At 32.1% G+C, this 14,666-nt stretch carries 12 protein-coding genes; 4 read left to right on the top strand and 8 right to left on the bottom strand.

All coding sequences use genetic code 11. The features are described from left to right. Positions 1-353 precede the first annotated feature (353 nt). A complete protein-coding gene (gldJ, locus tag KLA_RS00820) occupies positions 354-2,021 on the top strand; it encodes a gliding motility lipoprotein GldJ (RefSeq protein ID WP_013621635.1) in 1,668 nt (555 codons plus the stop codon). 66 nt (positions 2,022-2,087) lie between these two features. Beyond that, a complete protein-coding gene (locus KLA_RS00825) occupies positions 2,088-3,365 on the top strand; it encodes a UDP-N-acetylmuramoyl-tripeptide--D-alanyl-D-alanine ligase (RefSeq protein ID WP_034642914.1) in 1,278 nt (425 codons plus the stop codon). Positions 3,366-3,398: 33 nt separating this feature from the next. On the opposite strand, the gene KLA_RS00830 is transcribed toward KLA_RS00825, so the two are convergent. From KLA_RS00830 to KLA_RS00850, 5 genes are read right to left on the bottom strand one after another with little or no spacing between them, the layout of a single operon-like run. Then, positions 3,399-4,175: an RMD1 family protein gene (locus KLA_RS00830; RefSeq protein ID WP_013621633.1), complete on the bottom strand. Its 777-nt coding sequence runs from the start codon at positions 4,173-4,175 to the stop codon at positions 3,399-3,401. A 2-nt stretch (positions 4,176-4,177) separates the two neighbouring features. Continuing rightward, on the bottom strand, positions 4,178-4,477 hold the full coding sequence (locus tag KLA_RS00835; RefSeq protein WP_013621632.1) for a hypothetical protein: 300 nt from the start codon (positions 4,475-4,477) through the stop codon (positions 4,178-4,180). Positions 4,478-4,479: 2 nt separating this feature from the next. After that, positions 4,480-5,454 (bottom strand): deoxyhypusine synthase family protein, encoded by a 975-nt coding sequence (locus tag KLA_RS00840; protein WP_013621631.1) that lies wholly within the window; start codon positions 5,452-5,454, stop codon positions 4,480-4,482. Further along, positions 5,444-6,388, bottom strand: coding sequence for an agmatinase (speB, locus tag KLA_RS00845; RefSeq protein ID WP_034642917.1), 945 nt, complete (start codon positions 6,386-6,388; stop codon positions 5,444-5,446). Before speB ends, KLA_RS00840 begins: the two co-directional genes overlap by 11 nt. Further along, entirely contained in the window at positions 6,372-7,775 is a 1,404-nt protein-coding gene (locus KLA_RS00850) for an arginine decarboxylase (protein WP_034642920.1), read from the bottom strand. Before KLA_RS00850 ends, speB begins: the two co-directional genes overlap by 17 nt. A gap of 584 nt (positions 7,776-8,359) precedes the next feature. Here KLA_RS00850 and KLA_RS00855 point away from each other — a divergent pair. Beyond that, a complete protein-coding gene (locus KLA_RS00855) occupies positions 8,360-10,282 on the top strand; it encodes a DUF294 nucleotidyltransferase-like domain-containing protein (protein WP_013621628.1) in 1,923 nt (640 codons plus the stop codon). Beyond that, the gene (locus KLA_RS00860) at positions 10,279-10,944 is read left to right on the top strand and encodes a PolC-type DNA polymerase III (protein WP_034642924.1); all 666 of its coding nucleotides are present in this window, start codon (positions 10,279-10,281) and stop codon (positions 10,942-10,944) included. The genes KLA_RS00855 and KLA_RS00860 overlap by 4 nt, the downstream gene beginning before the upstream one ends. Before the next feature lie 64 nt (positions 10,945-11,008). Here KLA_RS00860 and KLA_RS00865 read toward each other — a convergent pair whose 3' ends face one another. The 3 genes from KLA_RS00865 to KLA_RS00875 all read right to left on the bottom strand — a co-directional run bounded on the left by KLA_RS00865 (position 11,009) and on the right by KLA_RS00875 (position 14,618). Beyond that, a complete protein-coding gene (locus tag KLA_RS00865; protein WP_034642927.1) occupies positions 11,009-11,422 on the bottom strand; it encodes a heavy-metal-associated domain-containing protein in 414 nt (137 codons plus the stop codon). Positions 11,423-11,495: 73 nt separating this feature from the next. Continuing rightward, positions 11,496-13,991 (bottom strand): heavy metal translocating P-type ATPase, encoded by a 2,496-nt coding sequence (locus tag KLA_RS00870; protein ID WP_034642931.1) that lies wholly within the window; start codon positions 13,989-13,991, stop codon positions 11,496-11,498. Between the two features lie 69 nt (positions 13,992-14,060). After that, complete coding sequence (locus tag KLA_RS00875; RefSeq protein ID WP_034642934.1) at positions 14,061-14,618, bottom strand: helix-turn-helix domain-containing protein; 558 nt, start codon at positions 14,616-14,618, stop codon at positions 14,061-14,063. Between the last annotated feature and the right edge of the window lie 48 nt (positions 14,619-14,666).

The following is a 14,666-nucleotide window of genomic DNA, read 5'->3' on the forward strand; positions in this document are numbered from 1 at the left end:
GCAATATTTTAATAAACGCTCTTTTTCAAAATATCTTATAAATTAAGAACTTTATTTTTAATAATACATAACAATGCCCAATATACTATAAAAAATAAAACTCCTTATTTACTTATTATTAAGCAACTATAAATTTCTATTAAAAAGAATTCATAAAATAATACTAATATAATATTTACGCCGTTATAGATTTGTTGAACATTGTTTTATAGCTTGTTTTATATTTTTTTGGGAATTGTAAAATATTCTAAGAAAATTTGCGTTTAATAAGCCGATAGTAAGCAAAGTTTAAATAGAAAATAAGTATAGTATAACTGCAATTAGCAGTAAAGTATAGAACTCAAGTCTTAATTATGAAAAAACAATTCATTAAAGTTGTACTCTCGTGTGCTGTTGTAGCAGGTAGCATAACTAGTTGTAAAAAATCATCTTCATCTAAAGATGTATCTCGTGCCACAGGTTGGAAGATAAATGCCAAAGAGGGTGGTTTTCAGCACAACTCTGATTTCAAAGAACAAGTTACCGCACCGGGACTTGTATTTATAGAAGGTGGTACATTTACCAAAGGTAAGGTACAGGATGATGTTATGCATGATTGGAATAATACTCCAACGCAACAACATGTACAATCCTTTTATATGGATGAAACTGAAGTAACTAATAAAATGTACCTACAATTTTTAGATTACTTAAAATCTGTTTACCCACCAGAAGACCCTAAATATGCAAATATTTACAAAGGGGCTTTGCCTGATACTTTGGTATGGAGAAACAGACTTGGTTTTAACGAAACTATGACTAACAACTATTTAAGACACCCTGGCTATGCAGAGTATCCTGTCGTTGGTGTTAACTGGGTACAAGCTACGCAATTTGCAGAATGGCGTACAGACCGTGTTAACGAATTAATGTTGGAAAAAGAAGGCTACCTTAATAAAGAAGCTAAATACAAAGCATTAAATGGTGAAGCTGCTGGTACTTTTAGTACTGAAGCTTACCTAAACAGACCAGAGTCTGTTTATGGCGGACAAATAGATTCTTTACAAGGTAAAGCTAAAAAGAACGACTCTGTACCTTCTTTTGCTAAAAGAAGTAGTGGTGTAATTTTACCAGAATATAGATTACCTACAGAAACAGAATGGGAATATGCTGCACAAGCTAACCAAGGTTCTAGAGAATACAATAACTACAGAGGTAGAAAAAAATATCCTTGGGAAGGAGATTACACTCGTAACGGACAACGTGTTGGTAGAGGTGATCAACTAGCTAACTTTAAACAAGGAAAAGGTGATTATGGTGGAATTGCTGGTTGGTCTGACGATGGTGCAGATATTACAAACGCAGTAATGTCATACAAACCAAATGATTTAGGTCTTTATGATATGGCAGGTAACGTGTCTGAATGGGTTGCTGATGTATACAGACCAATAGTAGATGATGAAATTAGTGACTTTAACTACTATAGAGGTAACATTTACATGAAAACAGCAATTGGTGAAGACGGTAAAGTAAACGTACTTAGAGACTCTGTTGTTTATGACACCTTACCTAACGGAAAAATAGTAGCTGTTAATTTACCTGGTGAAATTAAAATGGTTGCCGTAGATGAAGAAGAAACTTATTTAAGAACTAATTTCTCTTCTAGTGATAACAGAGGTTATAGAGATGGTGAGCCTGGATCTACAAGATTTTATGACAGATTTAATGAAGCTGATGGTGATGAAGAAAACAAGATATCTATGTACAACTCTCCTACTAATAAAATAGAAAGAGATAGCGCTGGTAATTTTGTTAGAAACTATGACAAGTCTAACTACAGAACGTCTTTAATTAATGATGAAGTTAGAGTATACAAAGGTGGATCATGGAGAGACCGTGCATTTTGGTTAGATCCTGCACAACGTAGATACTTACCACAGTATATGGCTACAGATGATATTGGATTTAGATGTGCAATGTCTAGAGTTGGTTCTAAGTCTAAAACAAAAAACAAAACTGCTAGAGGTAAAAAAGTAAAATAATTTACTACAACATATTTTTTAAAAAAGACTGCTCCTTTGAGCAGTCTTTTTTTTTATATTCGCTTTATGACAATAGCACAAATCCATCAACTATTTTTAACACATTCTACCGTTTGTACAGACACTAGAAAAATAACTAAAGACTGTATTTTTTTTGCGCTTAAAGGCGATAATTTTAACGGTAATACATACGCTTCTGAAGCTTTAGAAAAAGGTGCTGCTTATGCAGTTGTAGATGAAAAAGAATACGCAATTAACAACAAGTTTATTTTGGTTGATGACGTATTACAAGCATTACAGCAACTCGGTAAGTATCATCGTAAAAAATGTAAGGCAAAAGTAATAGGCTTAACGGGCAGTAACGGAAAAACAACAACCAAAGAACTTATTAAAGCTGTTATTCAAAAAAAATATAAAACCGTTGCAACTGTAGGTAACTTAAACAACCACATTGGTGTTCCTTTAACGCTTTTAACCATACAAAAAGATACAGAAATTGCAATTGTAGAAATGGGCGCTAATCACCTTAAAGAAATAGCATTTTTAAGTAGCTTAGCAGAACCAGATTATGGGTATATTACCAATTTTGGAAAAGCACATTTAGAAGGTTTTGGCAGTACTGAAGGTGTTATACAAGGTAAAAGTGAATTGTACAAGTACCTAACCACAAACCAAAAACACGTTTTTTTAAATGCAGATGATCCTATACAAGAAAGTAAGCTTGGTACGTATGTAAAAAAAATAGGGTTTAGCAGTAACAATAGCAATTATTTTAAAATAGAATTACTTAGCGCAGACCCGTTTGTTACTATTAAAGTAAAAGATATTACAATAACCACTAAGTTGGTTGGTGCTTATAATTTTACCAATTGTTGTGCTGCTATAATTATGGGTAAATATTTTAACATAGCACTACCATTAATTAAAGAAGCTATAGAAGGTTATACACCAGCAAATAACAGATCTCAGATACTAGAACAAAACGGTTACAAAATAATACTAGATGCCTACAATGCTAACCCAACAAGTATGGCTGCAGCATTAGATAATTTTAATGGTATAAAAGCCGCACATAAAATTGTTTTTTTGGGAGATATGTTTGAGCTTGGTACTACTGCAGAAACAGAGCACCAGCATATAGCAGATAAGGCTTGTAAAATGAATTTTACCACTACTTTTTTAGTAGGCGAAAATTTTGCAAAAGCAAAAACAGAAGCTACACAACTAGCCACATTTAAAGATTTAGAAGAGTATTTAAAAAAGCATCCTTTACAACCCAATAGCAGCCTTTTAATAAAAGGATCTAGAGGTATGGCTTTGGAACGCATTTTAGATATATTATAAAAAAACCTCTCTTTTCAGAGAGGTTTTTAGTTTTTAAAAAATTTTTAAAATAAGCATATCTAATACTTCTATTACAATAAGTATTATAATAATCCACTCTAGCCTACTGCTTTCTTTGTGGTCCATAATATCTTTAAACAATTCTAGATTTTCTTTAATAATCTCTAATCGTTCATGAATATACCTATACCTATCTTTTAGGTCAAACGTTTTTTTAAGTTCAAGGTTTAAAAGACTTAAAGCTTCATTATCCCAAGTTATATCTGGAGAATCAAAAATATATAGGTTTTCAGAAATCTCATTTTTAATATTTAAAACTCTACCTATAAATCTTTTTAGTTTATTACCAGAAATATCTAGTTTTCCTTTTTGCTCCAAATACTTTGTGTGCTCATTTGTTTCTCCCAATAGTTGCTCTGTAATATCAAAATAATTATCTAAAGCCACAGACTGCGATGCATTTAAAACTATTAAACGTATAGCCTCATAATCAAAAAAAGGTATTATTACCTTGTTAAATGACACCTCTTGTTTTTCTGGTTCTATAACAACATTTACTTCTTCAGAAAAGCGTTCATCTTTTAAGCCTTTACAAAAGGGTTTAATACTATCTAAAATTGTTCTTTTTTCTTCTAAAGTATGATTAAAAAAGCCAACCATACCATATTGAAAAATGTAAACAAATTTTTCATTTCCCATTTTATAAAATAACTCGTCTCCGTCTGAAAAAAGGAGCTCCCAAGTTAAACTACGCTTGCATTCTCTAATACTTATAGAGGCTGCAATTTGGTATGCATCTACGCTATACATGGCTAATCTTCAACATCGTCTATAGGAATATCTGGTATAGCGTTAGGATCGTCATCATCAAAATCTTCATAATCATCCTCATCATAATTAGCCATAGTCACCTCTAACTTTTCACTAATTTTAACCAAATACTTAGTATCTTCTGTTAGTACCTCTACAGCTTCTATACGCTCTCCTTTTGCGTTGTAAAAACTTATAACATTAAGGTCATCATAACCATCTGGATACTTCTCTACCAAAAGTTTTAAAACTTCTGGAGTAAGCTTTTTAAAATCTACAATAACTCTTTTTAAATTATCCATAGTTACATATCTAATAAGTAAGCAAAAATTAATGGCGCAACAATTGTAGCATCACTCTCTATTATAAATTTAGGCGTATCTATATCTAATTTACCCCAAGTAATTTTTTCATTTGGCACTGCACCAGAGTAAGAACCATAACTTGTTGTAGAATCGCTAATTTGACAAAAATAGCTCCAGAATGGTGTATCTGTACGCTCCATATCTTGGTATAACATTGGCACTACGCAAATAGGAAAATCACCTGCAATACCACCACCTATTTGAAAAAATCCAATTCCGTTTTCAGAATTCTCTGTATACCAATCTGCCAAGAATGTCATATATTCTATACCAGATTTCATAGTACTAGCTTTAAGCTCACCTTTTAACACATATGATGCAAAAATGTTACCCATTGTACTGTCTTCCCAACCAGGACAAACTATTGGTAAGTTTTTTTCTGCTGCTGCATACATCCAAGAATCTTTTAAATCTATCTCATAATACTCTTCTAAAACACCAGAAAGTAGCATTTTGTACATATATTCATGAGGCAAGTAACGCTCACCAGCAGCTTCTGCATCTTTCCAAATTTTTACAATATGCTCTTGCAAACGTCTAAAAGCTTCTTCTTCTGGTATACACGTATCTGTTACACGGTTTAGGCCTTTTTCTAGCAAATCCCACTCTTGTTGCGGAGTTAAATCTCTATAATTAGGCACACGTTTGTAATGTGAGTGTGCTACCAAGTTCATAATATCTTCTTCTAGGTTTGCACCAGTACAGGATATAATTTGCACTTTGTCTTGACGAATCATCTCTGCAAATATTTTTCCTAACTCTGCAGTACTCATTGCACCAGCCAAAGAAACTAACATTTTAGATCCTTTGTTTAACTGATCTTCATACCCTTTTGCAGCATCTACCAAAGCAGCAGAATTAAAGTGCAAGTAGTATTTTTCTATAAAATTAGAGATAGCTCCTTTAGTCTTCATCTTCTTCAAATTTTGAAATAGTAGAGTTACCAGCTTTTAGATCTATAGCATATGTATTATCATAAGCATCATCTACACCTTCACCCATAAATTTATAACTTAACATTTTGTAGTATAATTTTGCTGCTAAAAAATCTGACGATTTATCTGCCTTATTTGGACAAAGTTCAACAATATCAAAACCTACAACATTTTTTTCTGTAAATACTTGTTTTAAAAACTCTAGTGTTTCATACCAAAACAAACCTCCTGGTTCTGGTGTTCCTGTAGATGGTAATATAGATGGGTCTAAAGCATCTAAATCTAAGGTAATAAAAACGTTTTCTGTCATTTGGTCTACAACCTTATCCATCCAATACTCATCATTAACCATATCATGAGCAAAGAATGTTTTTTCTTCATCCATATATGTTTTTTCTATAGCATCCATACTACGTATACCTACTTGTAACAAATTAGTTTGTTGACTTGCCTCATGCACTGCGCAAGCGTGGTTACAAGCTGTTCTCTCATAAGATGCTCTTAAATCTGCATGCGCATCAATATGCAAAACAGTTAGGTTATTAAAACACTCATTAAAAGCCCTAATAGTGCCTATAGAAATAGAATGTTCACCACCAAATAACGTTACAAACTTGTTACGCTTAATGTACTTTTTAGTGATTTTATGCACCTCGTCTACCATAGCTTCTGGCGAGCTATTTTCTGTAATTGCATCAGCAAGGTATATTCCTTGTTGGTATGGTTCTGTACCGGTTTCAATATCGTACAATTCCATATTTTCTGATGCAGCTAAAAAAGCCTCTGGCCCTTTATCTGCTCCTTTTCCCCATGTACTTGTTCCGTCATAAGGAACTGGGATTAAAACTACTTTTGCGGTCTCCAATTGCGCAAACTCATCTGGAATGCCTGCGTAATTATTTGTTGTGCTCATATCCTAAAATTTTAAGCAGATCTTCTGCCTTTTGTTGTTCATTAAATAATTTGGTTGTTATTTTTCCTTCTGCATCTTTGTTTATTAATATGTGCTTTGGCTGTGGTATTAAGCAATGTTGCAAACCGCCATAACCACCAATACTTTCTTGGTAAGCTCCAGTATTAAAAAACCCAATGTATAAAGGCTTATTTTTTTTATATTTTGGTAAATAAATAGCATTTGTGTGTTGCTCACTGTTGTAATAATCATCACTATCACAAGTTAAACCACCAAGCAATACACGCTCATACTCATCATTCCACCTATTAATTGGCAGCATAATAAACCTTTTATTTATTGCCCAAGTATCTGGCAATGTTGTAATAAAAGAAGAGTCTATCATGTTCCACTTTTCTCTATCGTTTTGTTGTTTTTGGTATAAAATTTCATAAATAGCACCACCTGCTTCACCTACAGTAAAACTACCAAACTCAGTAAAAATATTTGGTACATCTACGCCTGCCTCATCACATGTTAATTTAATCTGATTAATGATTTCATCAATCATATATTGGTAATCATAATCAAAAACTAAAGAGTTTTTGATTGGAAAACCACCACCTATATTTAAACTATTTAGAGACGGACAAATCTTTTTTAATTTTACATAAACCTTTAAACACTTTAAAAGCTCGTTCCAGTAATATGCATTGTCTTTTATACCTGTATTTATAAAAAAGTGCAACATTTTTAACTGTACCTTATCATTATCTCTAATTTGATTTTCATAAAAAGGAACAATGTTTTTGTAGCCAATTCCTAAGCGAGAAGTATAAAACTCAAATTTTGGTTCTTCTTCAGACGCTATACGAATTCCTACTTTAAAGTCTTCATTAATTTCATTAGACAACAAGTCTATTTCCTCATAATTATCTATAATTGGTATGCAATTACGGTGTCCTTCATTAATTAACCTTGCTATGTTTGTTATGTATTGGTCTCTTTTAAAGCCGTTACATATTACATAAGTATCATCTTTAATTTTACCTTCTTTTTTTAAGTGCTCAACAATATTAATATCAAACGCAGAAGACGTTTCTATATGTATATTATTATTTAAGGCCTCATGCAATACTGGTTTAAAATGAGAACTTTTAGTACAATAACAGTAATGGTATTTACCTTTATATTGGTATTTTTCCATTGCTATAGCAAACCAATTTTTAGCTCTAGAAATATTATCAGAGATTTTTGGTAAGTATGTAAACTTTAACGGGCTACCGTATTGTTCTACTAGTTGTTTTAATGGTATGTCATGAAACATTAAGTTTTCACCATCTAACTTAAACTCTTCTTGCGGAAAATGATAAGTCTGGTCAATTAAATCAATATATTTAGTATTCATTAAATTATTATTTGATAAATTAAAATTTTAAAACACAGGAAAACCTTGTGCTTTTGGGCGTTTTTTGCGACTAAAATTTTAAAATACTAAACAATGATTTGACGTTCCGTGGTTGGCACGAAAAAGTAGTCATGCTGGCTGCAGACTATAGAGGTGTTACCGGAAGTTAGCTTTAAAATTCGGTTTCCTATCTTATAGGTTGTTTTTGGGTATGACTTCCTAATTCCCAAAAACCCGAACATAGAAACATTATACATTTATGCTCAGCTATGTGCTAAATTGCCAAAATTTAATCCTTTATTTTGACGGGACAAATGAAAACAAAAAAAATGAAAAAACTAATATTCCATCAAAAAAAATAAAAAAAATAATTTTCTGATAACACAAAGCTAACAGAACACTTAAAAACCCCTTTAAAACAAGGAATACAAGAGTTATAATCAATTTAAAAATAAGTCTTAAAAATCTTATATTTTTTAAAAAAAGTTCTTTTTAAAGTCAAAAACACTTGTTACTTTAAGTTATTTTAATGCCGTTTATAACTTATTCTCTCTTAAATTTACAAAACAATAGTAATAAAACGTATGAAAAATACCATATCACATAGAGTAGCAGATTTTTTAAAAAACTACCCTCCTTTTAATCAATTATTATTAGAAGAATTACAAGAATTAGCTACACAAATATCTATTGTTTATAAAGAAAAAGATGCTATTATTTTTAATGAAAATGATGCGCCACATACTCATTTTTATATTATACATAAAGGTGCCGTATCTTTAAATAAAACAGAAACCAATACTATTGTAGATATTTGTGATGAAGGAGATATTTTTGGTTTACGCCCTTTAATTGCTAATGAAAATTATAAAATGCAAGCAAAGGCACATGAAGAAAGTATATTATACGCCATACCTATTGTTACTTTTAAACCATTTGCTACTAGCAACAGAGATGTTGGTAATTTTTTAATAGATAGTTTTGCCTCTAACACTAGAAACCCTTATTCTAAAAGCTACAGAGGTACCTTATACGGAGAGCCTGAAAGCGGAGAAGTTTATAACCCTAGTGCAGAGTTGTTTGACTTGCAGCCTGTAAAATATTCTAAAAAACTAGTAAGTTGCTCTCCTAAAACACAAGCAAAAGTGCTAGCTGCAAAAATGACAAGCAAAAATGTTGGTGCTATTTTAGTTTTAGAAGACAAATTACCCATTGGTATTATTACAGACAAAGATTTGCGTAACAAAATTGTTACTGGTAAACTACCTATTTCTGCTCCTGCAAGAGAGATAATGACATCTCCAGTAATTACTTACTCAAAAAAATTAACCATTACGCAGGCACAAATGGCAATGATAAAAAGTAATATTAGCCATTTATGCTTAACAAAAGATGGTACTGTTAATTCTAAGGCTGTTGGTATTTTATCTAAACATGATGTTATGCTTGCGGTTGGCAATAACCCAACAGTACTAATTAAGGCAATAAAAAGAGCCACTAGAACTAAGGAAATTAAGCAGGTAAGAAAAAGTATTATGATGCTGTTAAAGGGATATTTAAACCAGAATATACCAATGACATTAATTTCTAAAATTATTTCTGAGTTAAATGATGCCTGTATTAAACAAATTATAAAAAATTCTATTGCTAAGTTAGGTACTCCGTTACCTGTATCTTTTAGTTGGCTTGCATTAGGTAGCCAAGGCAGAAGCGAACAATTATTGCACACAGACCAAGACAATGCTCTGGTTTTTGAAGATGTACCACCAGAAAAACTAGAAGAAACAAAAGCAATATTTATAAATTTTGCCAAACAAGTAACACAAAGACTAAACGTTATTGGCTACGAGTATTGCCCTGCAGAAATGATGGCTTCTAACCCAAATTGGTGCTTAAGCCTTAGTGAGTGGAAAACAAATGTTACATCTTGGATTACAAATCCTGGTAAAGATGAAGTATTGTTATCATCTATATTTTTTGATTATAACAATGTATATGGCAACCAAGAGTTGGTTACAGAACTATCAAACCATATATTTGAAACAGCTAAAAATTACCCAAACTTCTTTTTACATTTAGCTAGCGGATCTTTACAAAACCCATCTCCTACCGGTTTTTTTAGACAATTTTTAGTAGAGCAAGATGGTGCAAATAAAGACTTTTTTGATATTAAAAGACGTGCGCTTATGCCATTAACAGATGCAGCTAGAGTTTTAATATTATCTCACTCTATAAAGTCTATTAATTATACTGCAGAGCGTTTTGAAAAATTAGCCGAGTTAGAACCCAATAACGCAGAACTATTTATTGCTGCATCATATGCTACCAAAGCATTACTAAAATTTAGAACCAAACAAGGTTTATTACATAACGATTCTGGCAGGTACATATCATTAAGCAAACTAACTAAAGCAGAAAAAATAAAACTAAAACGAACCTTTAGAACTATTAAGGAAATACAAGAATTAGTGTATATTAGATTTAAAGTATCAAACCTATTAAGATGATAAATTTCTTTAAAAAAAGTAAATTAGATTTACCAGATTATTGGCTTGAATATGAAAATCTTTTTAAAACCAAACAACCAGAAAACATACAAGATATTACGTTTGTTGTTTTAGATACAGAAACTACTGGCTTTAGTTACCAAGAAGATCGTATGCTTTGTATTGGTGCTTTAAAACTTAAAAATAATGATATTAATATAGGTGATAGTTTTGAGGTTTTTATACACCAAGATCATTACAACCAAGAAACGGCAGAAATACACGGAATATTAAAAGAAGGTAAAACTACTAGACTTGAAGAGCTAGAAACCTTAAAACTGTTTTTAGCGTACCTAAAAAACAGTGTCATTGTAGCCCACCACGCTGGTTTTGATGTTACTTTTATAAATATGGCATTAGAGCGCCATGGCTTACCCAAATTAAAAAACAAAATTTTAGATACATCTACCTTGTATAAAAAAACACTTATACGCTCTAATTTATTGGTGAAAAAAGAGCATTATTCTTTAGATGAATTGGCAGAAAAGTTTAGTATATCTGTAAAAGATAGGCATACCGCTCTTGGTGATGCGTATATTACTGCTATTGCTTTTTTAAAGATTTTGGTAAAATTAAAAGAGAAAAAAATTACCACTTTAAAACAGTTACTCCGAATTTATTAAAACAGCATAAAAAAAGCGACAAACTAGGTCTACCAGATTGCCGCTTTTTTAAGTTATTTGCATATTATTCTTCTACACTCATTGCCATTTCATGATCATACTTGCAACAGGCAGGTAATTCTTTATAAGCTTCTTCACTTCCGGAAGACTTTTCTGTATCGTAACCAGATTCTGCTATAGCTTTATGAAATGCATCTTCATTAGTTTTATCACCATTAAAAGCAATTGTAATTTGTTTCTTTTTAACATCCCAATTTGCACTAGCTACACCGTCTACAGATTTTGCTGCTTTTTCTATAGTACTTTTACACATACCACAGTTACCACGCACACCAAAAGTAGTTTTAGCCGTAGCCAACTCATCTTCTACATTTACACTAGTGCTGTTACCACCATCTGTAGTCTGCTTTTCATCATTTTTACAACTGGTAAAGGCTAATAAGCCAAGTACAGCTGTAGTCAAAATCATCTTTTTCATAGTAGATATTTATTAATCGATGTTAATATAGTAATTTTTATTTTTTATACATTTAAAAAATGCATCTACTTATTTATATTTTTATTTTTTTTAATCGTAATGCATTTGCAATTACAGACACAGAACTAAAACTCATAGCTAAAGCTGCTATCATAGGGGAAAGCAACAAACCAAAGACAGGATACAAAACACCTGCTGCAATTGGTACACCTATAGTATTATAAATTAGCGCAAAAAATAAGTTTTGTTTAATGTTTTTAAGTACTCCACTACTTAAGTTATGTGCTTTAACTATACCGTGTAAATCTCCTTTTACAAGTGTAATCATTGCGCTCTCTATAGCCACATCTGTACCAGTACCCATTGCAATGCCAACATCACTTTTTGCTAATGCAGGCGCATCATTAATTCCATCACCAGCCATAGCAACTATTTTACCTTGTTGTTGTAATTTTTCAACTTCTTTTAACTTATCTTTTGGCAACATACCGGCTTTAAAACTATTTAAATTAAGTGAGTCTGCTACAGCCTTAGCAGTTTCATAAGTATCACCAGTAAGCATAATTACGTCTACTCCTCTATTTTGTAGTTCCTTTATTGCTTTAGCGCTTGTTTCTTTAATTTTATCAGCAATAACAACATAACCTATGACCTCTTTATTTATTGCTACATAAGAAACTGTTTTTCCTTGTTTTTGATATTTTTGTACTTCCTCTTCCATTACAGAAGAAATAGTAGCATTAGCATAGTTCATCATTAATGCATTACCCAAACTTATTTTAGTATCAGAAATAACACCTTCTACACCTTTACCTGTAACAGCATTAAAGTTTTTTGTTTTTAAAAAATCAACTTTATTTTCTTTAGCATAATTTACTGTAGCTTCTGCTAAAGGGTGCTCACTAAAATTATTTAATGAAGCTATAAATTGTGTTACTTTATCTACCGTAAAATCTTTATTAAAAACACCTACATTTTCTACTGTGGGTTTCCCTTCTGTAATTGTTCCTGTTTTGTCTACAATTAAAACGTCTACTTTATTCATTAACTCCAAAGCCTCAGCATTTTTTATTAAAACACCGTTTTGGGCTCCTTTACCAACACCAACCATAATAGACATTGGTGTTGCCAAGCCTAATGCACAAGGACACGCTATTATTAATACCGCAATAGCATTTACTAAGGCAAAAACATAAGCAGGCTCTGGACCCCAAATTACCCAAGCAATAAAGGTTAGTATAGAAACAATAACCACTACTGGCACAAAATAACTAGATATTTTATCTGCTAATTTTTGTATTGGCGCTCTACTACGACTGGCATCATTCACCATTTTCACAATCTGAGAAAGCAATGTATCTGCACCCACTTTTTCTGCTTGCATTAAAAAAGACTGGTTACCGTTAATAGTACCACTACTAACCTCATCTTTTACAGTTTTACTAACAGCAATGGGTTCTCCAGAAATCATAGACTCGTCTACCGTTGTGCTACCCTCTGTAATATAACCATCAACAGGAATTTTTTCTCCTGGTTTCACTTTTAGAACATCTCCTTTAACAACGTTATTTATAGCAACTTCTTCTTCTACTCCGTTAACAACCTTAACTGCTTTGTTAGGTGCAAGTTTAAGTAACTCTTTAACGGCTGCATTAGTTTTACTGTGCGCGCGTGCCTCTAACACCTGCCCCATTAAAACTAATGTTAATATTACCGTTGCAGCTTCAAAATATACGTGTACTGCTCCACTTTGTGTTTTAAACTCAGCAGGAAAAAAATCTGGTACCAATAAGCCAAAAACACTAAATAACCAAGCTACACCTGCGCCAATACCAACCAGTGTAAACATATTTAAATTCCACGTTTTTACACTTCTGTAAGCACGTTCAAAAAACATCCACGTACCATAAAAAACTACAGGTATAGACAACACTAATTGTACCCAATTCCAATATTTTTGATCTAAAATGGTATACAATGGGTTGTTAACCAGCATCTCGCTCATTGCTATTAAAAAAATAGGTAATGTAAAACCTAAAGACAACCAAAATTTATGTATTAGTTTTTTATATGTTTTTTCTTCTGCAGAAAGACTAGGTTCCATTGGCACTAAGTCCATACCACAAATAGGGCAATCTCCGGGCTCATCTTTTACAACCTCTGGGTGCATTGGACACGTATATTGTTGTTGAGTAACAGGGTTTAAATTTTGTTCCTCTACCAAATCCATTCCGCAGACAGGACAGTCACCAGCCTCATCGTAAGTTTTATCATCTTCACAATGCATAGGACAATAAAAAACACCTGTGCCTTGCCCTTTTGGCTGTGCTTCTTTTTTTGGAGTATGCACGTGCTCACCTAAATTATGTATACTATACCTGTCGCCATCTTTTTTTAAAGCTTCTTTAAAAGTATTTATAGGTATATGAGATTCGGATTCTATTGTAGCTTCTGCTTTTCCTAAATTAACGCTAGCATTAGTAACACCATCTACATTAGCCAGTGTTTTTTCTACGTGCCCACGGCAACCATTACAAGTCATTCCGTGTATATGATAGGTATGTTTCATTTTGTTTCTTTTTACACTACAAAATTAAGCACACAGTCTTTGTTGCACTTTCACAATTCCGATTCTTATTTATACAATTTGGTCTAGTGTTTTTCTATCCCAATTCTCCAAATTTTTATAATCGCTCATAGACATTCCTGTAACAGTTTTAAACTGGCGGGCTAAATGGCTACTTGTTTTATAATTTAAACTATAAGCTATTTCAGAAAAATTTAGTTGTCCTAACTGTATGTATTCCTTTACTTTTTCTATTTTTAAGTTGATGGTGTATTTCTCTAACGTTACACCTTCAGACTTACTAAAAAGCTTACTAAGAGCTGTTTCTGTTTTACCAAATTCTTTTGCTAAAGCCTGAAAAATATGAGCTGTTTCTCCATTTTCGATCTTATGAATTATAGCCACTTTTAATTGTTCAATTAAAGTATCTGTCTTGTTAGCTATTACTTCAAAACCAATTTGGGTAAGCATTTTACTTAAGTTTTTAAAACTACTTTTAGCACCTTTTGTAGCAATAACTTTTCCTAATTCTACAGATTCCACCACATAATCTTCAGCATTAAAAATATCTAAAACCGAAGCTATACAACGGTTGCAAACCATATTTTTTATATAAATTGTTTCTTGCATAATTAATTGAGGGTGCTATTTTTTTTAAAAAAAATTGACATAAAAAAA

Source organism: Cellulophaga geojensis KL-A, assembly GCF_000568425.1.
GTDB classification, from domain to species: Bacteria; Bacteroidota; Bacteroidia; order Flavobacteriales; family Flavobacteriaceae; genus Cellulophaga; species Cellulophaga lytica.

Bases quoted from the DNA above. Each gene is read 5' to 3' on its own strand.
- gldJ (WP_013621635.1), top strand. From the start codon at position 354: ATGAAAAAACAATTCATTAAAGTTGTACTCTCGTGTGCTGTTGTAGCA.
- KLA_RS00825 (WP_034642914.1), top strand. From the start codon at position 2,088: ATGACAATAGCACAAATCCATCAACTATTTTTAACACATTCTACCGTT.
- KLA_RS00830 (WP_013621633.1), bottom strand. From the start codon at position 4,175: ATGTATAGCGTAGATGCATACCAAATTGCAGCCTCTATAAGTATTAGA.
- KLA_RS00835 (WP_013621632.1), bottom strand. From the start codon at position 4,477: ATGGATAATTTAAAAAGAGTTATTGTAGATTTTAAAAAGCTTACTCCA.
- KLA_RS00840 (WP_013621631.1), bottom strand. From the start codon at position 5,454: ATGAAGACTAAAGGAGCTATCTCTAATTTTATAGAAAAATACTACTTG.
- speB (WP_034642917.1), bottom strand. From the start codon at position 6,388: ATGAGCACAACAAATAATTACGCAGGCATTCCAGATGAGTTTGCGCAA.
- KLA_RS00850 (WP_034642920.1), bottom strand. From the start codon at position 7,775: ATGAATACTAAATATATTGATTTAATTGACCAGACTTATCATTTTCCG.
- KLA_RS00855 (WP_013621628.1), top strand. From the start codon at position 8,360: ATGAAAAATACCATATCACATAGAGTAGCAGATTTTTTAAAAAACTAC.
- KLA_RS00860 (WP_034642924.1), top strand. From the start codon at position 10,279: ATGATAAATTTCTTTAAAAAAAGTAAATTAGATTTACCAGATTATTGG.
- KLA_RS00865 (WP_034642927.1), bottom strand. From the start codon at position 11,422: ATGAAAAAGATGATTTTGACTACAGCTGTACTTGGCTTATTAGCCTTT.
- KLA_RS00870 (WP_034642931.1), bottom strand. From the start codon at position 13,991: ATGAAACATACCTATCATATACACGGAATGACTTGTAATGGTTGCCGT.
- KLA_RS00875 (WP_034642934.1), bottom strand. From the start codon at position 14,618: ATGCAAGAAACAATTTATATAAAAAATATGGTTTGCAACCGTTGTATA.